28 protein-coding genes are annotated in these 20,136 nt (G+C 52.1%); 27 read left to right on the top strand and 1 reads right to left on the bottom strand.

Translation table 11 applies throughout. From position 1 onward, the window contains the following. From J8X26_RS14365 to J8X26_RS14255, 23 genes are all read left to right on the top strand, one after another. On the top strand, positions 1-305 hold a 305-nt coding region (locus J8X26_RS14365), incomplete at its 5' end, for a hypothetical protein (RefSeq protein WP_208951204.1). Positions 306-405: 100 nt separating this feature from the next. Next, a complete protein-coding gene (locus J8X26_RS14360) occupies positions 406-858 on the top strand; it encodes a hypothetical protein (RefSeq protein ID WP_208951203.1) in 453 nt (150 codons plus the stop codon). Between the two features lie 2 nt (positions 859-860). Next, positions 861-1,043, top strand: a complete 183-nt coding sequence (locus J8X26_RS14355) for a hypothetical protein (RefSeq protein ID WP_208951202.1) — start codon at positions 861-863, stop codon at positions 1,041-1,043. A gap of 16 nt (positions 1,044-1,059) precedes the next feature. Then, positions 1,060-1,665 carry a terminase small subunit gene (locus tag J8X26_RS14350; RefSeq protein WP_208951201.1) on the top strand — a complete coding sequence of 202 codons (606 nt, stop codon included), beginning with the start codon at positions 1,060-1,062 and terminating at the stop codon, positions 1,663-1,665. Between the two features lie 219 nt (positions 1,666-1,884). Beyond that, positions 1,885-3,507, top strand: a complete 1,623-nt coding sequence (locus J8X26_RS14345) for a TerL protein (RefSeq protein WP_208951200.1) — start codon at positions 1,885-1,887, stop codon at positions 3,505-3,507. Next, positions 3,507-4,976 (top strand): DUF1073 domain-containing protein, encoded by a 1,470-nt coding sequence (locus J8X26_RS14340; protein ID WP_208951199.1) that lies wholly within the window; start codon positions 3,507-3,509, stop codon positions 4,974-4,976. The genes J8X26_RS14345 and J8X26_RS14340 overlap by 1 nt, the downstream gene beginning before the upstream one ends. Next, positions 4,933-5,676 (top strand): phage minor head protein, encoded by a 744-nt coding sequence (locus tag J8X26_RS14335; RefSeq protein WP_307803476.1) that lies wholly within the window; start codon positions 4,933-4,935, stop codon positions 5,674-5,676. The genes J8X26_RS14340 and J8X26_RS14335 overlap by 44 nt, the downstream gene beginning before the upstream one ends. A 278-nt stretch (positions 5,677-5,954) precedes the next feature. Beyond that, the gene (locus tag J8X26_RS14330; protein WP_208951198.1) at positions 5,955-7,178 is read left to right on the top strand and encodes a DUF2213 domain-containing protein; all 1,224 of its coding nucleotides are present in this window, start codon (positions 5,955-5,957) and stop codon (positions 7,176-7,178) included. Between the two features lie 6 nt (positions 7,179-7,184). Then, positions 7,185-7,688, top strand: coding sequence for a hypothetical protein (locus J8X26_RS14325; protein ID WP_208951197.1), 504 nt, complete (start codon positions 7,185-7,187; stop codon positions 7,686-7,688). 11 nt (positions 7,689-7,699) lie between these two features. Then, positions 7,700-8,641 (top strand): DUF2184 domain-containing protein, encoded by a 942-nt coding sequence (locus J8X26_RS14320; protein ID WP_208951196.1) that lies wholly within the window; start codon positions 7,700-7,702, stop codon positions 8,639-8,641. Between the two features lie 42 nt (positions 8,642-8,683). After that, positions 8,684-9,055: a hypothetical protein gene (locus tag J8X26_RS14315; RefSeq protein WP_208951195.1), complete on the top strand. Its 372-nt coding sequence runs from the start codon at positions 8,684-8,686 to the stop codon at positions 9,053-9,055. Further along, positions 9,021-9,428 (top strand): DUF4054 domain-containing protein, encoded by a 408-nt coding sequence (locus J8X26_RS14310; protein WP_208951194.1) that lies wholly within the window; start codon positions 9,021-9,023, stop codon positions 9,426-9,428. The genes J8X26_RS14315 and J8X26_RS14310 overlap by 35 nt, the downstream gene beginning before the upstream one ends. After that, positions 9,425-9,973, top strand: a complete 549-nt coding sequence (locus tag J8X26_RS14305; protein WP_208951193.1) for a hypothetical protein — start codon at positions 9,425-9,427, stop codon at positions 9,971-9,973. The genes J8X26_RS14310 and J8X26_RS14305 overlap by 4 nt, the downstream gene beginning before the upstream one ends. Continuing rightward, positions 9,960-10,346 carry a head-tail adaptor gene (locus J8X26_RS14300; protein ID WP_208951192.1) on the top strand — a complete coding sequence of 129 codons (387 nt, stop codon included), beginning with the start codon at positions 9,960-9,962 and terminating at the stop codon, positions 10,344-10,346. The genes J8X26_RS14305 and J8X26_RS14300 overlap by 14 nt, the downstream gene beginning before the upstream one ends. Beyond that, a complete protein-coding gene (locus J8X26_RS14295; RefSeq protein ID WP_208951191.1) occupies positions 10,339-10,884 on the top strand; it encodes a hypothetical protein in 546 nt (181 codons plus the stop codon). Before J8X26_RS14300 ends, J8X26_RS14295 begins: the two co-directional genes overlap by 8 nt. Before the next feature lie 3 nt (positions 10,885-10,887). Beyond that, the gene (locus tag J8X26_RS14290; RefSeq protein ID WP_208951190.1) at positions 10,888-12,033 is read left to right on the top strand and encodes a DUF3383 family protein; all 1,146 of its coding nucleotides are present in this window, start codon (positions 10,888-10,890) and stop codon (positions 12,031-12,033) included. A gap of 9 nt (positions 12,034-12,042) precedes the next feature. Further along, a complete protein-coding gene (locus J8X26_RS14285; protein WP_208951189.1) occupies positions 12,043-12,486 on the top strand; it encodes a phage protein in 444 nt (147 codons plus the stop codon). Between the two features lie 3 nt (positions 12,487-12,489). Continuing rightward, positions 12,490-12,918, top strand: a complete 429-nt coding sequence (locus tag J8X26_RS14280) for a phage tail assembly chaperone (RefSeq protein ID WP_208951188.1) — start codon at positions 12,490-12,492, stop codon at positions 12,916-12,918. A gap of 35 nt (positions 12,919-12,953) precedes the next feature. After that, a complete protein-coding gene (locus tag J8X26_RS14275) occupies positions 12,954-13,109 on the top strand; it encodes an NTP pyrophosphohydrolase (RefSeq protein ID WP_208951205.1) in 156 nt (51 codons plus the stop codon). After that, positions 13,099-15,036, top strand: coding sequence for a transglycosylase SLT domain-containing protein (locus J8X26_RS14270; protein ID WP_208951187.1), 1,938 nt, complete (start codon positions 13,099-13,101; stop codon positions 15,034-15,036). Before J8X26_RS14275 ends, J8X26_RS14270 begins: the two co-directional genes overlap by 11 nt. Then, positions 15,036-15,635: a phage baseplate protein gene (locus tag J8X26_RS14265; RefSeq protein ID WP_208951186.1), complete on the top strand. Its 600-nt coding sequence runs from the start codon at positions 15,036-15,038 to the stop codon at positions 15,633-15,635. The genes J8X26_RS14270 and J8X26_RS14265 overlap by 1 nt, the downstream gene beginning before the upstream one ends. Beyond that, on the top strand, positions 15,636-15,944 hold the full coding sequence (locus J8X26_RS14260) for a hypothetical protein (RefSeq protein ID WP_208951185.1): 309 nt from the start codon (positions 15,636-15,638) through the stop codon (positions 15,942-15,944). Beyond that, the gene (locus J8X26_RS14255; protein WP_208951184.1) at positions 15,944-16,978 is read left to right on the top strand and encodes a hypothetical protein; all 1,035 of its coding nucleotides are present in this window, start codon (positions 15,944-15,946) and stop codon (positions 16,976-16,978) included. The genes J8X26_RS14260 and J8X26_RS14255 overlap by 1 nt, the downstream gene beginning before the upstream one ends. On the opposite strand, the gene J8X26_RS14250 is transcribed toward J8X26_RS14255, so the two are convergent. Further along, positions 16,942-17,232: a hypothetical protein gene (locus tag J8X26_RS14250; protein WP_208951183.1), complete on the bottom strand. Its 291-nt coding sequence runs from the start codon at positions 17,230-17,232 to the stop codon at positions 16,942-16,944. The genes J8X26_RS14255 and J8X26_RS14250 overlap by 37 nt on opposite strands. Before the next feature lie 42 nt (positions 17,233-17,274). Between J8X26_RS14250 and J8X26_RS14245 the strand changes: the two genes are divergently transcribed. From J8X26_RS14245 to J8X26_RS14230, 4 genes are all read left to right on the top strand, one after another. Beyond that, entirely contained in the window at positions 17,275-18,030 is a 756-nt protein-coding gene (locus J8X26_RS14245; protein ID WP_208951182.1) for a Gp138 family membrane-puncturing spike protein, read from the top strand. A 278-nt stretch (positions 18,031-18,308) separates the two neighbouring features. Continuing rightward, the gene (locus tag J8X26_RS14240; RefSeq protein ID WP_208951181.1) at positions 18,309-18,662 is read left to right on the top strand and encodes a hypothetical protein; all 354 of its coding nucleotides are present in this window, start codon (positions 18,309-18,311) and stop codon (positions 18,660-18,662) included. Beyond that, the gene (locus J8X26_RS14235; RefSeq protein WP_208951180.1) at positions 18,662-19,861 is read left to right on the top strand and encodes a baseplate J/gp47 family protein; all 1,200 of its coding nucleotides are present in this window, start codon (positions 18,662-18,664) and stop codon (positions 19,859-19,861) included. Before J8X26_RS14240 ends, J8X26_RS14235 begins: the two co-directional genes overlap by 1 nt. Further along, on the top strand, positions 19,858-20,136 hold a 279-nt coding region (locus J8X26_RS14230), incomplete at its 3' end, for a DUF2612 domain-containing protein (protein ID WP_208951179.1). The genes J8X26_RS14235 and J8X26_RS14230, both read left to right, overlap by 4 nt.

Below are 20,136 nucleotides of genomic sequence, written 5' to 3'. Positions count from 1 at the left end.
TTAAGCGTTTTCTCGCATGGCTGAAAAGCATCTACATCAAACCGGCAACAGCCGAAACTACAACACCAAAGGTAACCACAATGTCAGATATTCCAGTAGACGTAGCAGCACAGCCAACCGTTGCAGTAGTTGACATGGTCGCCCCGGCACCTGTTGCAGTAGCCGAAGACCCAACCCCAGCAGCGGAAGCCAAAGCCGGTGTGTCCGACCTTGACGCAGCACTTAACTTCATCGAAAGCGGTGTGACTCAGCTGGGCGAAGCTGCAAAAGACGAGCTGAAAGAACTGGCTAAGAAGTATTTATAAAATTCTGCAAAAGGCATTCAATGAGTGCCTTTAACAGAATAAAAACAATGAATCATCGGTTGCCGGTGTTTATACATAACCAACCAGCGGGAAACCCTAAATGAGCCATCCAGACGACGCAATTGTGAGCATCAAGGACTGTAACGGAAAAGATATTCTGAATTACTCAGTATATCGAGATAACTGGTACGGGCTTCTTCCTGAGGTTGCAGCTGCAAAATGCCTGAGAGCAGCACTTAAGATTGCAGAGGTATCGGAAAAGTCGGCGATTGAGAGGGTTGGGAAAACTATAGGGATTGGATCGTACGATAAACACCAGGTAACTAGTTATACGGCAAACGACATAGGTGTATTAAAAAAATCAAATATTATAAGCCATTTCGAAGTGCTTGTTCGACCCGGCCCTTATGCAAGTAACGCCCTTAAGGTTAAACGTAGTCCTACACTTGATAATGGTTTTCTCACAATATCTCTAGATGGAGGGGGAGAAATATCTATCTCTACGTCTGAGATTAAGCATTATTTAATTACACCAATAATGGATGGGGAATAGCAATGTCTCGCCTTAACGTTGAAATAATCCACCCACAGAACATTGAAGCGAATGCTGTTCTGGTAGAGATTGAGCGTAAATATCGCCACAAAGCGGCAACGCCAGAAACCATCGCAGATATGGAACGTGAAGCCGCAAGATTAATCCGCCGACTGATAACCACGAAGGTTACATTCATTAAGTAGGAATCAAGGAGTCGAAATGACGCTGACAGAAGAACAAAAGGCGCTTTTCGATGCCCTGACGAAACTACAGCAGAGATTCGTTACCAATTTGCTGGAAGGAAAGAATCAGACCGAGGCGTACAAAGCATCAGGCGGAAAGGCAAAGACGGATGATACGGCGCGGGCCCAAGCCAGCCGAATGAAAACATTTGATAACGTTCAGGCCTTCCTGAAGTCCGTTCAGTACGAAGCTGTCAACGAAGCCATCATGACGTACGAAGAAGCGATGGAGCGCCTCAGCGTGATGGGGCGAACGTCCATTGCTGACCTGGCAACGTTCGGCACTCAGGTTGTTGGTAAGGATGATGACGGCAATCCCGTTACTCAGTCCGTCTGGTCATTCAAAAATGCCAACGAATTGAAGCCCGAACAGATGGCTGCAATCTCTGAGCTTACGGCTGGGAAGGATGGGCTGAAGATAAAACTTCATGATCCGAAAGCAGCCATTAAACAACTGGCAGAAATGCGCGGCTGGGAAGCACCGAAGAAAACTGAACTTAGCGGGCCGAATGGCGGAGCAATTCAGACAACCAATCTTACCGCTGACGAAGCCGCCGAAGCGTACCGCAAATTAATGGGTTAACAGTGCGAAATAGACGCTTCGAAGCATAAAAACTCTATGCATTTTGAGGTGCCTTTTATGCACTGTTTATGCAGTCTATTTTGTCCCGTTCCCCCATGAAAACCCTGATAAATAGAGCTCTTGCCTGAATTCAGTGATGAGTGCTCTTAGCGTGGGGCGGGTAACGTCCATTATGTTAAATAGCCCACTTTTTCCCTCAATTATCCAGAGTAGCTTTCAATGCCTATTCCGTTCCCGTTCGACTTTAAAAACCCGGATTACAACCAGGTGTTCGAATGGCGCATGGAGAGGTTGCAACGCATTCGGGCTAACCCAGAAACATTACCCGCGTTAAAAGCCTTTTATCGGACTAACCCGGCGCAATTCATTATCGATTGGGGTATGACCACCGACCCTCGAAATATCGACTATGGCCTACCGGTCACCATTCCCTTTCTGCTTTTCCCGAAACAGGAAGAGTGGATCCACTGGATAATGGACCGCCGCGAGAAAATGGAAAACGGCATAACCGAAAAAAGCCGTGAAATGGGTTTGAGCTGGACTGCCGTAGGAATGGCTTGCTCTCTGTGCTTGTTCAATAAAGAAATGGTAATCGGCTTTGGCTCCCGAAAAGAGGAGTACGTCGATAGCACCGGTGACCCAAAGGCTCTGTTCTGGAAAGCGCGTAAATTTGTAGAAACGCTACCGGTCGAGTTTCGCGGTAGTTGGAACGACAAAAAACACGCACCTTACATGCGCGTTGAGTTTCCAGAGACTGGTGCGGTTATCAAGGGCGAAGCTGGCGATAACATAGGCCGTGGTGACAGAACGACGCTTTATCTGGTCGATGAGTCAGCTTTTTTGCAAAGGCCACTGCTAATTGATGCCGCTCTCTCTCAGACAACGCGCTGTCGTATTGACCTATCATCAGTCAACGGCATGGCGAACCCATTCGCCCAGAAGCGGCATGGCGGGAAAATTCCCGTGTTCACGTTCCACTGGCGCAGCGACCCGAGAAAGGATGATGAGTGGTATCGCAAGGAGTGCGAGAAGATTGATAACCCGGTGCTGGTGGCTCAGGAACTTGACCTGAACTACAGCGCATCCGCTGAAGGTGTCCTGATCCCTTCTGACTGGGTTCAGGCTGCCGTAGATGCTCACATTAAACTCGGTATTCAGCCAACAGGTAAACGTCAGGGCGCGATGGACGTTGCGGATGAAGGCAAAGACAAAAACGCCTTTTCCACTCGTCATGGTTTCCTGCTCGAGAACGTCAGAGAGTGGTCCGGCGTCGGCAGCGACATTTACCAGTCAGTTGAGAAAGTGTTCGGTTACTGCGAAGAGGACAGGCTGGACGAATTTCGCTTTGACGAAGACGGCTTGGGTGCGGGTGTGCGTGGGGATGCACGGGCGATCAACGAACTGCGCAAATCAGCCCGGCGACCGACAATTCTTGCCACACCGTTTCGCGGAAGTGGCGGGGTGTTCGACCCAGAGGATGAAGCCGTGCGCGGCGACAACGGACAAGCAGCTCGCTTGAACAAAGATTTCTTTGCCCGGGCTAAGCCTCAAAGTTGGTGGCATTTACGCAAGCTTTTTCAAAACACTTATCGCGCCGTTGTTGAGGGTATGCCATTCAACCCCGACGAGATCATCTCCATCAGCAGCAAAATGGAGAACAAAGACAAACTCATCATTGAACTCTCACAGTCAACCTACTCCATTAATGGCGTGGGGAAAATCGACGTGGACAAACAGCCAGACGGCACCAAGTCGCCGAACTTGGCTGACTCGGTGATGATTAATTACGCGCCAATGAATTCAGCCCTGAATATCTGGGAGCTGCTAGGGAGACAGGCCTGATGGCACGAAACAAACCAGCCGGAAAGCGAACTGCTCAGGCTACCGCCGATGGTTATGAAAACTTTGCTGCCCGGGTGGGAATGCAGACACCCAATCAACACTCAGCATCAACGTACCGCCCGAATTTCACTAGCCGTAATCGTTTAACGATTGAATGGTCGTATCGCTCGTCGTGGGTCATCGGTGAGGCAGTCGATGCCATTCCCGACGACATGACCCGTAAGGGCATTCGCATCACTTCGGAAATCGATGCGAAAGACCGCGGCGTTATTGAGTCGCAGCTCGACGAGCTTCAGATCTGGGATGCATTGAACGACACGCTCAAATGGTCACGCCTTTACGGCGGCGCGGTCGGCTTCATCATGATTGAAGGGCAGGCACCGTTCACGCCGCTACGGCTGGAGACCATTGGCGAAGGCAAGTTTAAAGGGATCCTTCCACTCGACCGCTGGATGATTAACCCGGTGCTGACGCGACGCATCAAAGAGATGGGGCCAGACCTCGGCAAGCCTGAATTTTACGACGTTGTGACAACTGCCACCGGCATACCGGCATGGCGCATTCATCACAGCCGCCTAATCCGCTTCGACGGCGTGACGCTGCCCTATCAGCAGAAGATGACCGAAAATGAGTGGGGAATGTCGGTCGTAGAACGCATCTGGGACAGGCTAACCGCTTTTGATAGCGCCACTGTGGGCGCAGCTCAGTTGGTCTATAAAGCGCATCTGCGCACTTATGGCGTGAAAAAGCTCCGTGAGTTAATTGCATTGGGCGGCCCTGCATACGATGCACTGCTGAAGAACATCGACCTGATCCGTCAGTTCCAGAGCAACGAAGGTATGACGCTTATGGATACTGAAGATAAATTCGAGACCCACCAGTACAGTTTTAGTGGCTTGGATGATGTGATCTCTCAGTTTGCTGAACAGATAAGCGGTGCTGTGGGTATCCCGCTGGTGCGCTTATTCGGGCAGTCGCCGAAGGGTTTCTCAACGGGGGACGCTGACCTTGCCAATTATTACGACCGGGTCAGTTCACTGCAGGAGAGGCGCATGCGTCAACCAATGCGTCGCCTACTCGATATCATGTACCGTTCGGAACTCGGTAAGCCGCTGCCGGATGATTTCACTTTTGAATTTAATCCGCTCTGGCAAATGTCAGATGTCGATCGCTCAACGGTTGCCGTGAACACAACCACCGCGCTGAGTACGGCGATGGCCGACGGCATAATGACGCAAAAGGCCGCCATGACTGACCTACGCGAAACTTCTGATATAACGGGCATTGGCGCATCAATCACCGATGAGGATATTGAGAATGCGGAAGACACCCCGCCGCCAGGCATCGGCGAACTTAACAACAAACCACCGGAGTCGCCAAGCGGAGACCCGATATCGAACGAGCCTACGGCAGATAGCGCGAGCCGTGGGGGACATCGTAAATGGCCGATACGATGGTTCAAACGATAGCGTAACCGAGATCATGGATGCGCTGGAACGCTACAGCGAAATCATCACGCCGTGGGCAACCAAAGTAGCGGAAAGCTTTACAATCGACGTGACACGGCAAAATGAAAAGCAGTGGCGGGAATACAGCAAGGCAATTGGCTCTGAATTGCGGAATATGGTTGATAACGCCCCTGTGGGACAGGTGATGAAATCCATCGTTGCCGAGCAGATCAAATACATCAAGTCGTTGCCTCTCGAAGCCGCTGACCGCATTTATGATATTCAGAACAAGGCTATCGAAGCGGTGGTCACCGGTGGCCGCGCTGAACCCTTTGCGAAGGAAATTGCCGCGTCGGGTGATGTTGCCAAGTCTCGCGCCAATCTGATTGCCCGGACTGAAATAGGCCGTGCATCAACGGCGCTGACACAAGCCAGAGCGCTTTCAATTGGCTCTATTGGTTACATCTGGCGCACTTCTGATGATGGTGATGTGCGTGAATCACACGCCAAAATGGAAGGGGTGTTTGTTCGCTGGGATAACCCGCCGACGCTCGACGGTATGGCGGGGCATGCTGGCGCACTACCCAATTGCCGGTGCTACTGTGAGGTTGTATTCCCTCACTCAAATGTTGCGGCTTTGCGCAGTAACGGCCAGCAGCGCACGCTCGATGGCATGCGTATCTCAACATCGAGAGGGAAGGCGATTCGTGTCGCAGCATAATTATGAGAAAACACATGAAAATGTCGTGTTGGTTCTCTGTTCTGGCTGAACATCAATAGTCGTGATTTGTTGCAAAAATGTTGTGTTCGGAAAGTTGCTGTTTATTGCGATTTGATGCCCAGTTTTACCCCTTACGCTACGTTATTTGAACGAGTGTCTATCTCGCAGGGCGCTAAATGACCCTTATGTTAAATAGGGCGTTATCGCGACAATTAATACTTTTAACCAGGCTGCCAATCGGCGGCCTTTTTTTATGCCCGCGTTCCAGCAGGTGAATAATGAAATATTTCTTTGAAAGCCGATTAGGCGAGACCCGTTATCTGCTGGCCGACAGTTCGTTGTTGTGTAAAGACGTACCGATAGCCAGAACGGGCAAGCAGCTATACAGCGCTCAGGACTTACCAAAATTAACGCCTGATGCAGCGGGTGAGATTGTCGTTAACCGATCACCTGAGCAGGTATTCCATCCGGCAACCCTCGCTTCCTTTGAAGGGATGAGCGTAACCATTCTTCATCCAGAAGATGCCGAAGGAAACATTCAATTTGTAAACCCCACGAACTGGCGTGAGCTGGCAATGGGACACCTGCAAAACATTCGTCAGGGCACAGGTAACCAGGCTGATTTAGTTCTGGCTGACCTGATCGTCAAGGACGAGTACGCCATTCAGCTTATTGAAGATGGATTGCGGGAAGTGTCATGCGGCTACGACGCAGAGTATGAACAAACCGAGCCTGGGAAAGCTGAACAGGTAGATATCACAGGAAATCATGTGGCTTTTGTCCCCAAAGGCAGAGCCGGTTTACGTTGCGCAATTGGAGATAAAGACACGATGGCAACAACACAGAAACAAAGCTGGTGGACGCGTATGCAGCGTGCAATCAAAACCGGCGATTCGGACACCTTGAATGAACTGGCGGAATCAGCGCCAGCCTCATTGACGGGTGATAATGCAGACCTTCCACAGGGTGTGAATCTCAATATTAACCTGTCTCCACAACAGCCTCTTCCGGATAAGGATCCGGAGTTGGGCGGTTTGAAGACGGGCGACAATGCTGAAGATGTTCCCGACTGGGCAAAAGCAATTCTGATGCGCCTGGACAAGTTGGAGGGAAAAACGACTGATTCAGGTGATGACGGGAAAAATAAAGAGCTTACTGGCGATGAAGAGGAAGACCTCACGACCATCACCGGCGACTCTGCTTACCGTGCTGATGTCATCGTGCCTGGTATTGATCTGAGCCGCAAAGTTAAACCGACTGCCTTTAAGCGCGAAGTGCTGGCCGCTGCTGATAAAGCATTAGTTCGCCAAATTGTCGGCGATGCTGACATTCGCAAGCTGCCAAAACAGTCGGTTGATATGGCATTTACTGCCGTGTCTGAACTGGCGAAAGGTCGCAACACCCGCACCCATACTGGTGATGCTCAGCGTCCAATTGGCACACCAAGCATTTCCGATATCAACAAAGCTAACGCCGAATTCTGGGCTAACCGCAAAGGATAATTAACGATGACTGCATATCTCTTACGGATGCCGGTAGGCATTGCCGGGGCTATTTCACGTCCTCAGGATTTAACGACCGAGCCTGTGATCCTGAACTCTGCTAACGCCTTTGTTGCTTATGGCCTGGCGGGTAAGTACGACACAGACGGTCATTTCGTTCCACTGGCTGATGGCGACACCATTGACAAGGTGAAGGGTTTTTACGTCCGTCCATACCCAACCACCTCAACGCCAGACATGGTTCGTCAGGTCGGTTCTGACAAAAACTTCTCAGGCGATGCTCTGAAGCGCGGCTATATGAGCGTGAATCTGGGCTCCAGCTTCGACGCCAGCACGATTACAAAAGGTGCGCCGGTGTATGTGGTTGTCTCCCTCGATTCGACCATTGATGTGCCGCTGGGTGGCGTTATGTCCACTTCTGTAAACGGCAAAAACGTGGTGCTGCCGAACGCGGAATTCACCGGTGCTGGCGATGCTCAGGGCAACGCTGAAATCTCCTGGAAAATTTAAGGAACAAACGAATGATTACTTTCGATCAGGCAACTGTAGACGGTTCAGGTGCCTTTCTAATCGGCGAATTGGAGCGTCTCGACCAGACACTCAATCTGCCTTTAGTGGGCTATACGTGGGGCCGGGACATCCAACTGCGTGAAGACGTGTCTATTGCTGATACCATTTCCAGTTGGACAAACACCTCATTTGCCGCGGCGGGCTCTGGCGCTAATCCAAACGGTAAAAACTGGATTGGTCAGGACTCGACTGCGATTGCAGGTGTGAACGTCGATATCGACCGAGACGGTAACCCAGTAAACCTCTGGGGTATGGAGCTGGGCTGGACAGTCATTGAGTTGCAAGCAGCTCAGCAGGTCGGGCGCCCTATTGATGTTCAAAAATACGATGGGATGCAGCTCAAATGGAACATGGATACCGATGAGCAAGTCTATGTGGGCGATGCTTCACTTGGTCTGAAAGGTCTGGTGAACCTGAACGGTGTAGCACTGAATAATGCTGCCAAAACATGGGCAACATCAACACCGGACGAAATCCGCCAGAGCATTAACTCTGTATTGGATGCTGCCTGGGCTGCCTCCGGTTATTCGGTCGTCCCTCAAGACCTCCTGATCCCACCAGAGCAATTCTCTCTGCTGGCGAGCACCATCGTTTCCTCCGCCGGTAACCAGTCATTGCTGACTTACTTGCAGACCAACACCATCAGCTATCACCAGAACGGTATTCCTCTGAATATCCGTGCGGTCAAGTGGCTGAAGGGGCGTGGTGTCGGTGGTAAAGACCGCATGGTTGCTTACACCAACGATAAGAAGTATGTCCGCTTCCCGCTCGTACCACTGCAAAGCATCCCTGTGCAGTATCGCGGCATTTACCAGATCGTAACGTATTACGGCAAGCTCGGTGCAATTGAGCCCGTATACAAAGAAACCCTGTCTTACGTGGACGGCATCTGATAACCAGAACGGCCCTGCGAGGGGCCTAAAGGATTTAGTAAAATGGCAGCTAAAGAAAAACTGGTTTTAATCCACGTTCACACGCCGTTCAAACTGACTTTGGGTGACAGCTCAGTCAAAGAGTTCGGCAAAGGGCGTTACACAGTGTCGGAAACGGTCGCTAATCACTGGTTTACGCAGGAACACGCAGAGCTGGGTGAGGGCAGCGTAAACGAATCGACTGACCAGCAGGAGCTTATCGACAGCCTGCAATCGCAGATCACCGATAAAGATACGCTTATTGCCGATCTTAAAGCGGGGCTGACGCAGCTGCAGGAACAAAACGACAGCCTGCAATCGCAATTGACCGCTGCACAAGCTGGCGGTAATGGGGCGAACGATGCCAAAGAATCAAAGCCTTCCAACGGTAAGTGATTTCCGCCGCGATTTCCCTCAGTTTGCTGACCCCGCTAAATACCCTGATGCACAAGTCCAGTTCCGCCTGAATCTGGCTGACGTGCTGCTGAGTGAAAAGCTCACAGGAAAAGAACTTTTCCCGTATTTCGCTGAGTTATTCGTTGCTCACTACATGACGCTATGGGCTGCGGATAGTCGGGCAATGCTTGTAGGTGGCCCCGGCGGTTCTACCAACGGTGTCCAGTCCTCAAAATCAGTGGATAAGGTCAGCGTCAGTTATGACACTGGCGCGACATTAAACCCTGACGCAGGTTTCTGGAACAACACCCGGTACGGCGCTGAGTTTTACCAACTGATAACGATGTTCGGTGCCGGGGGGCGGCAGCTATGAAGAGCGGCGTTACTGTTCGGGCTGACAACACGCAAGCCATCTTTGATGCGCTGCGGGCTATCAGCAAAAAAGATGTGCTGGTTGGTATCCCCGCAGAAGATAGCCAGCGTGAAGATGTTCCGTTTGGTAATGCCGGGATCGGGTACATAAACGAGAAGGGATCGCCCGCTCAAAATATCCCGGCGCGTCCCCACCTCAAGCCCGGTGTCCAGTCCGTTCAGTCCCAGACAATAGAGAAACTCAAGGCGGCGGCTGTTGCCACGCTTGAAGGGAACGCCGCTGCCGCGGATCGTGCCTTAAATTCAGCGGGCATTATCGCTGCACAGGGCGTTAAGCGGTACATGACCATCACCGGATTTACCCCACTGGCTGAAAGCACGTTGTCTGCAAGGGCGAGACGCGGGAGAAAAGGCGCAGCAAAAGAGCTTGCCAGCCGCGCAGCCGGAAATGCAGCAGACAACGCCAACGCTAGGCCGCTGATTGATGAAGGCCAGTACCGGCGCGCCATAACCTATGTCGTGAGGGATAAAAATGCCAAATCTTGATGTAACTGAAATTTTGTCCGATCCGGACTTCGCTGATTTCTCTCTGGTAGTAACCCGCAATATCCAAACTGTGGATCGACAGGGATTCGCAGCAAACACCCCAACGAGCACAACGTTTACTGGAGTCGTTACAGTTGACCGCTCGCTCGAAGCACGCCGTATGCAGGAGGGGCAAGTGGTGACCGGGGCAATTCTTATTGTTACCACCGAGCGGCTCACGCAGGGGCAAACCGGCCGCGATGCGGACATTGTGACCTATCAGAATCGTGATTATCGCGTGACATTCGTTGACCCGTACACGGCTTTCGGCGCGGGTTTCGTTCAGGCGCACTGCGAACTGCTGCCGTTTGATGGAGGGACGCCGAATGGGTAATGACACCACTACGGCAACCTGGCTTACGCCTACAGGTGCTTTACCCGACGATGACGAGGTTCTTGAGAGAAGTCTCAGTGAATGGATCCTTGGCTTGACTGGGCTTCCAGAGGGTTACGTCCGACCGCGCTGGACGCCTGTTCAACCGCCGCAACTACCACAGGATACAAACTGGTGCGCCTTTGGGATCATCGATATTTCGGATGACGCTAACCCGGCCTTTCAAAACCAGACCGATGATTCTGCCGAAATGTGGAAGCATGAACAAATCGAATGCATGGCTTCGTTCTACGGCCCTGGCAGCCAGGGCATCAGCTCACAGTTTCGCGATGGCCTGAAGGTTTCCCAGAATAACGCGCAGCTCAACGTGCTTGGCCTGTCTCTGGGGGCATACACCAAGCTCACCTCGGCACCTGAACTAATCAACAACCAGTGGGTGAGGCGCTACGACATGATTATTCAACTTCGTCGCAAACTCGTTCGCACCTACGGTATCAAATCCATCCTTTCTGTACCCGTTTCCTTTTTCGGAGATTAAATCATGCCACAGGGCTTACCAGTTTCTAATGTCGTCAACGTTGACATCATCATGTCACCGACGGCGGCAACGGGGCGCAATTTTGGCGCTCTGCTTATTCTCGGTTCCTCCGAGGTCATTCCAATGACTGAGCGTATCCGGTTGTACAGCGCCGCAGAGGATATCGGCACGGACTTTGGCGTTGACAGTGAAGAGTACAAAGCTGCTACGGTATTTTTCTCCCAATCGCCAGCGCCTACTGAGGTTTATGTTGGCCGATGGGCTAAGACGCTGGCAACAGGCGAAAGCGGTACCGTTGAAACACTGCTTCAGGCCGTTAACGCCGTGCTGCAATACAGCAGTTGGTACGGAATTGGCATTGCTGACGGCGATGAGATTGCTGACGCGGACATGATTTCTGTCGCAACGGCCATCGAATCCGCCAGCGTCAGCCGCGTTCTGGCCGTGACGACGCAGGATCCGGACACAGCCGTTGCATCGGTGACCACCGATCTGGCAACCAAGCTGAAAACCGGCAGCTATAGCCGTTCATTCGTTCAGTACTCGTCTTCCAGCAAATATGCCGCACTCTCTGCGTTCGGTCGCGCGTTCACCGTCAATTTTAGCGGTAACAACACCACCATCACGCTGAAATTCAAGCAGGAGCCGACCGTAACCTACGAAACGCTGACCAGTTCTCAGGCAGCGGCCATTGACGGTAAAAACGCCAACGTCTTCGTCTACTACGCGAATGACACGGCAATCATCCAGCAGGGTGTGATGGCAAACGGCGATTTCTTCGACGAACGTCACGGCCTCGACTGGTTACAAAACTACGTCCAGACCAATCTGTACAACCTGCTCTACACCTCGACGACCAAAATCCCGCAAACGGACGCCGGTAACACGCGCATCATGACCAATGTTGAGCAGTCGATGGGGCAAGCGGTCACTAACGGCCTGGTCGCGCCGGGCGTCTGGAATGGCGGTCCAATCGGGCAGGTCAGTCCGGGCGACACGCTGACTAAGGGCTATTACGTCTACATGGCCGCCATCTCTTCTCAGGCGCAGTCAGACCGTGAGGCGCGAAAATCCGTACCCGTACAGGTGGCCTGCAAACTGGCCGGCGCCATTCATTTCGCTGACGTATTAATCAACGTCGTTCGCTAAGGAAAAATCATGGGACATACCTACTCGTTTCTTGATGTGTCGTGCTCAATGACCGGGCCAACGGGGATCATTGACCTCGGCTCTGGTTCTGCGAACGCGAAGGAAGGTATTACGGTCACGATGGCCGAAGCCAAAAACACCATGACCATTGGTGCGGATGGCGAGGGCATGCACAGCCTGCACGGCGGCAAGTCTGGCACGATCACCGTCAATCTTTTGAAGACTTCCCCTCAAAATAAAAAGCTCTCCATCGCTTACAACGCGCAAAGCCTGTCCTCTGCGCTGTGGGGCAACAACGTGTTCGTTGTGCGAAATTCCGTTTCCGGCGATCTGGTGACGGCGCGGGGCGGGGCATTTCAAAAAGTGCCTGATTTTGCCAACGCCGAAGATGGCGCGACCGTTGCCTGGGTATTTGACTGCATCAAAATTGATTCACTGTTTGGGGAGTTTTAATAGATGGAATTCGACATCAAGGGTAATACCTACAAAGTTGCCAAGCTGAGCGTGTTTGACCAGTTCAAAGTTTCCCGTAAGCTGCTGCCTGTGCTGTCCGGAATGCTTTCAGAGTTTCAGGCAATCAAAGGGCTGGCAGCAAAGGGCGACTCTGTCAGCATTATGGAGAAAGTGCTGCCGAGAATTGCGCAGTCGCTGTCTGACTTAAGCGACGCCGACGCTAACGCGGTGATCTTCCCCTGCCTGGCAGTCGTGTCACGACAGCATCAAAAAAGCTGGGTGCCAGTGTTGCAGGGTGATGCCATCGCCTTTGACGACATCGACATGCTGGAGATGCTGCAAATTGTCGGTCGCGTGGTAGGCGACAGTCTGGGAAATTTTTTGCGAGAACTCCCCGGCAGCGAGACGCCGGAAGCAGCGCAGCAGGTCTGATGCTCGACAGCCTTCCTGACGGCGAGGACTATCTGATGAACCCGGTTGATGCCGGGTATATCAGCTATGGCAAGCTGCTGGATGGTTCTGTCGATCTGGCTGATATCGCCCGCATGAATGACTGGCTTGGCCTGAAAGCTGATAACGAAGCGCGGATTGCGAAGTGGAGAGCAGATAACGATGGACGCTGAAACTATTAAAGACTTTCTGGTCAGTCTCGGTTTTGCTGTTGATGACGCTGGCGCTAAAAAGTTCGATGCTGTGATCGCTGGCGTGACGGCCAACGTGTTCAAAATGGCGGCTGTTGTTGAAGGCGCAGCGCTGACGGTGACAGCCTTTACGGCGAAGATTGCCAGCGGGTTGGATAACCTTTATTGGGCATCACAGCGCACTGGCGCCAGCGTGGCGGGCATTAAGGCGCTGGGGTACGCAGCCTCACAAACGGGTTCGAACGCCGAAGCGGCGCAGAGTTCGCTGGAAAGCCTGTCCCGGTTCATGCGTAACAATCCGGGCGCTGAAGGCTTTCTTAACCGGCTGGGTGTGCAGACGCGAGACGCCAAAGGCAACATGAAGGACATGGCTTCCGTGTTCTCGGGCGTCGGTGACAAGCTGAAGAGCATGCCTTATTACCGGGCAAATCAGTACGCGCAGATGCTGGGTATTGATGAAAACACGCTGATGGCAATGCGCCGCGGCATGTCCGGTTTTACCGCTGAATACTCGGCCATGTCGAAAGCCATCGGTTTTAATGCCGATCAGGCTGCCATTGGCTCAAACCGCTTTATGACGTCGCTGCGCGATTTCGGCGCGATGGCGGGTATGGCGCGGGACAAAATCGGCTCTAACCTGGCGGATGGTCTGGCCGGTTCTATCGATAAGCTGCGTAAGCAAATTCTCGACAACTTCCCAAAAATTGAAAGCACCATAACGCGGGGTGTTAAAGGCCTGCTATGGCTCGCTGATGTTATTGGGCGCGTCGTGTTCCGGCTGATTCAGGCCGCGGGAGATATCCGGGAGTGGTGGAATAGCCTCGATAAAGGCACGCAGCAGCTGATTGAAACGTTCGGTGCGCTTATTGTGGCTTGGCGCGTTCTTAACAGTGCGTTCCTTGCTTCACCTATTGGACTGATAACCGCGCTAGGGCTTGCCCTGATAGCCCTATACGACGATTACAAAACGTGGAAAGAGGGCGGGAAAAGCCTGGTCGACTGGGAGGAATGGCAACCGGGTATTGAAGCGGCTAAAAAAGGGCTGGACTGGTTCACCGATAAGCTAAACGACCTGAATAACGGCACGATTACCTGGAAGGACACACTAAAGAGCCTTTCTGATTTCATGAAAGGTGATTGGTCTAAAGCCATTACCGACGCCATCAATTATGTAAACCTCAAGTTCAACGGTTTCTTTGATGAGTTCGGTCGTAAGCTGGCGAACAGCCCGTTCTGGCGGCTTCTGCGTAAAGCTCACATCATGTCCGACAAAGATACAGAAGACATGCAAAACTTCTTCAGCGGTACCACGCCTGAAGATAGTGAGCCTGAACAGCATGCCCAGTCAGTACGTCGCCCGCGCGCTACCGAGTCAGGCTCAAAGCTTCTCAACTTGCTTGAACCAACCCTGAACAAGCTTGAGGGGCTTTACCAGCTGCCTGCTGGCCTGCTGAAAAGTGTAGCTATTACTGAGTCAGCAGGTAACCCGTTGGCGCAATCTGGCGCTGGCGCAAAAGGCTTGTTCCAGTTTATGGATCCAACTGCGCGCGATATGGGCCTGAGCGGCAACGATGTGTTTGACCCGGTTAAATCAGCGCAGGCGGCCGCAAAATACCTCAGCCAGTTGATGAAAATGAACGGCGGTGATCTGGAGAAAACGCTGGCTTCATACAACTGGGGGGTTGGCAACGTCCAGAAATATGGAATGGGGCTGATGCCGCAGGAAACACGAAACTACGTGCCGAAGGTGCTCAGCAACATGCCGGGGCATGGCATGAATCAGCAAAACGAAACCAATATTTATATATCCGGCGTAAGCGACCCGCGTGAAGCAGGGAATATCGTCGCTGATAAGCAAAACTCCGTAAATTCCAGAAACACACAGCAGCTCAGGCGAGGTAACAGCTGATGGATATCCTTTCAGTTTTATTCAGCCAGCGTTCCCGCCAGATAGGGTTAATTATTCCTGACGTGGTGATTACAGAGAAACACAGCGATACGCTGGAAATCACGGAACATCCTGTTGAGGTGCCGACCTCCACCACGGGCGGTGCAAGCGCAGACGGTGCCGGATTTATCGCGGAACATGCATTCCGCAGGCCCTCTGAAGTTGTGATGGAAACAGGCTTTTCCGGTGGTGGTTCTGTGCTGGATTTCACTGACACCTCAGGGCTAGGTCTGACGCTGGGGAAAAGCCCAAAGGAAATGTACGAGGAATTGCTTGCGCTTCAACGCTCCCGAAAACCCTTTGATGTGGTGACGGGCAAACGGCTGTATACCAACATGCTGATCCGCGTTCTGGATGTCACTACTGACCGGACCAGCGAAAACGTCCTGATGGCAACGCTTACTCTCAGGGAGGTGATCACCACGCAAACGCAGGTGATCACCAGTGCCGGTAAAGAGAACATGACGCAGGGAGTGAATACCAGCGCGACGCAGAACACCGGTGTAAAAACGCCGAAACCTGTAAGTCAGTCCATTCTCAGCAGTCTTTTCGGGGGATAAATGGTCATCACAGAAATTCCGCTATCAGCTGATAACCAGACGTTTAGCATCACGTTGAACGGAAACGTATTAACGATGAAATTGGTCTGGCGGGATGCTATGGGGTGGGTGCTTGACCTGCTCAATAGCAGCGATACCGCCATCATCACCGGCATTCCCCTGGTCACGGGCGTAGACCTGCTGGCGCAATACTCCTTTCTCGGCCTTGGGTTCAGTCTGGCGGTCGGGTGCGATGAACCTGGCGTAGAGTATCCCACTCAAACCGGCCTCGGTACAACGAGCCATCTTTATGCGGTTACGGAGTCATAATGTCTGAGAACTGGATGCGTCACTTTGAGATAGAGCTTCTGGACGACAACGGAAACGGGATCGTGCTCTCTGACTTAAAAGTGACGTTCGATATTCAAAAAATGCCAGCCACCATCTTTAACGGCTTTGTTGGCAATTTCAAAATTTACAACTTGTCTCAGGAAACGCAGAACCGGATAAAAAAGAAAGAATTCGGGCGAATTCGTGTTATTGCCGGATACGATGGCAATGTGGATGACGCAGGGAATTATCCCGATCAGAATATCGGCATGATTTTTAATGGTGAAATACGGTTCACCGTGGCGGGTAAGGACAATATTACCGATACCTGGTTACTGATTCAGTCGATTGATAGCTGGAACGGGCACATGTACGCCGGGATGCGTACCACAATTGCCGCGGGCTGGACGTATGATGCCGTATTTCGGGCAGCCATGAAAACCTATTCACCTTTCGGGATCACCACAGGCGTCGTCCCCGATATGCCAAAAACGGTATTTCCGCGGGCAAAAGTCATCGTCGGCAACACCTCCGACACAATGAATGATATAGCTGAAAAATGTGATGCAAACTGGTGGTATGAAAACAACCAGGTGCACATTGTGCCAGAAACAAGATATTTGGATTACACCATCGTTCTCAATGCGAACACCGGGCTGATCGGTATGCCACAGCAGACCATGGGGGCCGGTATCAATGTTCGTTGCCTGATAAACCCAAACATTAAACTGGGTGGTCTTATCCGGTTAGATCAGGCTTCGGTATACCGTGCCAGTCTCTCGAACGAGCAGATAGGCATGTCGCCGGGCGTGCTGGGCGAAAGCACATCTGACGGTAATGTGTACGTTAATGGCGTACCCGGTGACGGCCAATTAGCTGCGATAAATCTCGATGGTGATTACTTTGTCGGCGCTATTAACTATACTGGTGATACTCGCGGGCAGTCGTGGTACATGGATTTGCTCTGTCTGGCGAAGGGGGGAAGAGATAAACTTTCTCAGTCAACCATTGCACTCACTACGCCGATATCATGAAAAAGCTTGTTTTTGTTCTTATCGCCTTTGCCTGCCCAGCCATTGCCTCCGTCACCTGCACTAAGACGGTTACCGGCACAACTTATTGTACGGGTACGGATAGCGCAGGGCGGAGTGTAGACACGCAGTCTTTTACCACCGGCACCGGAACAACGGTTAAGACCGGGCGCGAGGGTAATAGTCAGGTTCATCGCGAGTGTTATACGACGAATACCGGTACAACGTACTGTCAATAAGAAAACGAAAACATACATCAACCCGCCACTGAGCGGGTTTTTTATTGCCCGGAGAAACACATGCCCGTATCTCTTGATTCTCAGGTTGGCGATCGCGAACACCTCGACGCCGCCCTGACCAAAGCCATTTCATCCGGTTTACGTGTTGCTATGCCGGGAATTATCCAGTCGTTCGATCCGGATACGGTGACCTGCGTTGTTCAGCCAGCCATTAGCGGCACGCAAACAGATAGTTCAGGGAACGAGCAATCTGCGCCGTTACCTCTGCTATCTGATGTCCCCGTTATCTTTCCGCGCGGCGGCGGGGTCACTTTGACGTTCCCGGTTAAAGCCGGTGACGAATGTCTGGTCATTTTTGCCGATCGTTGTATCGACTTCTGGTGGCAGAGTGGCGGCGTGCAGGAGCCAGTGGATACGCGTCAGCACGATTTATCGGATGCTTTCGCCATTGTCGGCCCGCAGTCTCAGGCGCAAAAAATCAGCGGCATTAGCACCAGCGCCGCGCAGCTGCGTACCGATGATGGGGCTGCATTCATTGAAGTTGCCGCCGAGCATAACATCACCGTAACCACTCCCGGCAAACTGGTGGCCAACGCGCAGGGCGGTACAGAAATTACATCACCTACCATAATCCTGAACGGCGCGGTAACGATAAACGGCACACTCAGCCAAGGCATGGGTGAAAGCGGCGGCAGCGCAACGATGCTGGGGCCAATCACCGTGACCAATGACGTTACGGCTGGCGGTAAGAGCGTGCAGAACCACGTCCACAGTGGCGTGCAGACGGGCAGCGGTCAGACAGGAAAACCGGTGTAAAGAATACCCAGAAGTGATAGCCAGCCTTGAGCTGGTTTTTTGAATGCCAAAAAGCGAAAGCCCCGACTGCTACCAACAGTTCGGGGCTTTCTACTTTCTGCACCTTGGGAAAGGCAAGGGAGAATCTGTGATTGATTTTAGCAAACTAATACGGGAGTTGCGATTAATGATTAAGCAATTACCAAACTGGAAATTCATCATGCTGTGGCTGGTTATTTTCATTGCCGCAGTCGGGTATCTCATCGGCCAGGTTCGCTGGTGGTAAGCAGGTAAAAGATATGCGATATCGACGCGAAGACGCCAACGGTGATTACACGTTCGGTCAGGGTGATAACACCTTTCTGATTAATTCGCCGGAGACGGTGGCGCAGGCAGTTAAAACGAGGTTCAACCTCTGGCGTGGTCAGTGGTTCCTCGATGTGACCGCCGGAACGCCTTACATCCAGTCCGTTCTCGGCAAGCAAAGCCCCGATGTTTATAACCTGGCTATCCGCCAGCACATTCTGCAGACGCAGGGTGTGAGCTCAATTATCTCCTTTGATACGTCCGTAAACAGCACCACAAGGCGCGTTACGTTTACGGCGACCATCGACACCATCTACGGGACTGCCACAGTAACAAGCGAGGCATAATGGCTCTCAATCTTGACACACTGGGGTTATCGGCGACGGTAACAGACCAGGGGATCAGTGCACCTGATTACCAGACCATCCTCACCACATTAACCGGTTACTTTCAGCAAATTTATGGCACTGACGCCTATTTAGATCCGGACAGTAAAGACGGGCAGATGATCGCTCTCTATGCACTGGGAATTCACGACGCGAACAACACGGCTATTGCCGTCTATAACGGACAGTCTCCGGCTACCGGTATCGGTAACGGGCTGTCCAGCAACGTGAAAATAAATGGGATTTACCGCGACCCGGCGAACAACTCAACGGTTGACCTGCTGATCACCGGCACTATCGGTCTGGAAATCACAAACGGTTCGGCCAGAGACGCGAACAATATTGTGTGGACACTGCCTGTTTCGGTGGTGATCGGCATTGATGGCACTGTGATTGTTACGGCAACTTGCGCTACTACTGGCGCTGTTGCTGCTCTGGCAGGAACTATCACAATCATCAACACGCCGACGCGCGGGTGGGTGTCAGTGACAAATCCGAGTGCGGCCACCGTCGGGACAGCTGCTGAAACTGATGCGGCGCTGCGGATCCGACAGGCGCAGAGTGTGGCGCTGGCCTCGGTTACACCGTTTGATGCGCTCGATGGTGCGATAGCTAACATCTCCGGTGTTACGCGGCACAAGCTTTATGAGAACGATACGGGCGCTGTTGATGCAAACGGCTTACCGCCTCACTCAATTACAGCGGTGATTGACGGCGGTGATGCGACAGAAATCGCGACAACGACACAGCTGAAAAAAGGGCAGGGTGTTACTCCGAATGGCACCACGCAAATTACCGTCGCTGATAAATACGGGAATCCTCACGTAATTGGGTTTAACCGCCCGGTACCAGTACCCGTTTATATCGCTATTTCACTTCAGGCATTTACGGGTTACACCACGCAGATCGGCGAAGATATTAAAACGGCCATCGCCGCATATATAAATGCGCTGACAATCGGAGATGACGTTCTTTTAAGCCGGGTTTATTCACCGGCAAATCTCGACGTAGTGAGCGGCGGGGAAAGCCGATATTACGACATCACCAGCCTGCAGATTGGCAAAAGCGCGGCGACGGTTGCTGCCGCGAATATCACAATCGGTTACAGCGAATCTGCTACGTGTGATGTGAGTAACATCGATATAACGGTGACGGCATGAGTAAATATACTGACCTCATTACCAACTACCACAGCCAAAAGCCGCTTTTCGTTGAACATATTGATCTGATAACTCGTCCGCTGTCTGACGTCACTGACGCGATGAGTGCGTTTATTACCGAATTTGATATCGATGAAGCAATCGGCGTGCAGTTGGACATCCTCGGCAAATGGATTGGCAGAACGCGAGTCGTTAGTCAGCCAATATCTGGCATTTATTTTTCCTTTGACACGGATAGTTTGGGATTCGATCAGGGTGTGTGGCAAGGGCCATAT

It is taken from the genome of Rahnella sp. ChDrAdgB13, from assembly GCF_017655185.1.
Lineage (GTDB): Bacteria > Pseudomonadota > Gammaproteobacteria > Enterobacterales > Enterobacteriaceae > Rahnella > Rahnella contaminans.
Note: the sequence above shows the minus strand (reverse complement) of the source record. Positions and strands in the feature narration are given on the sequence as shown.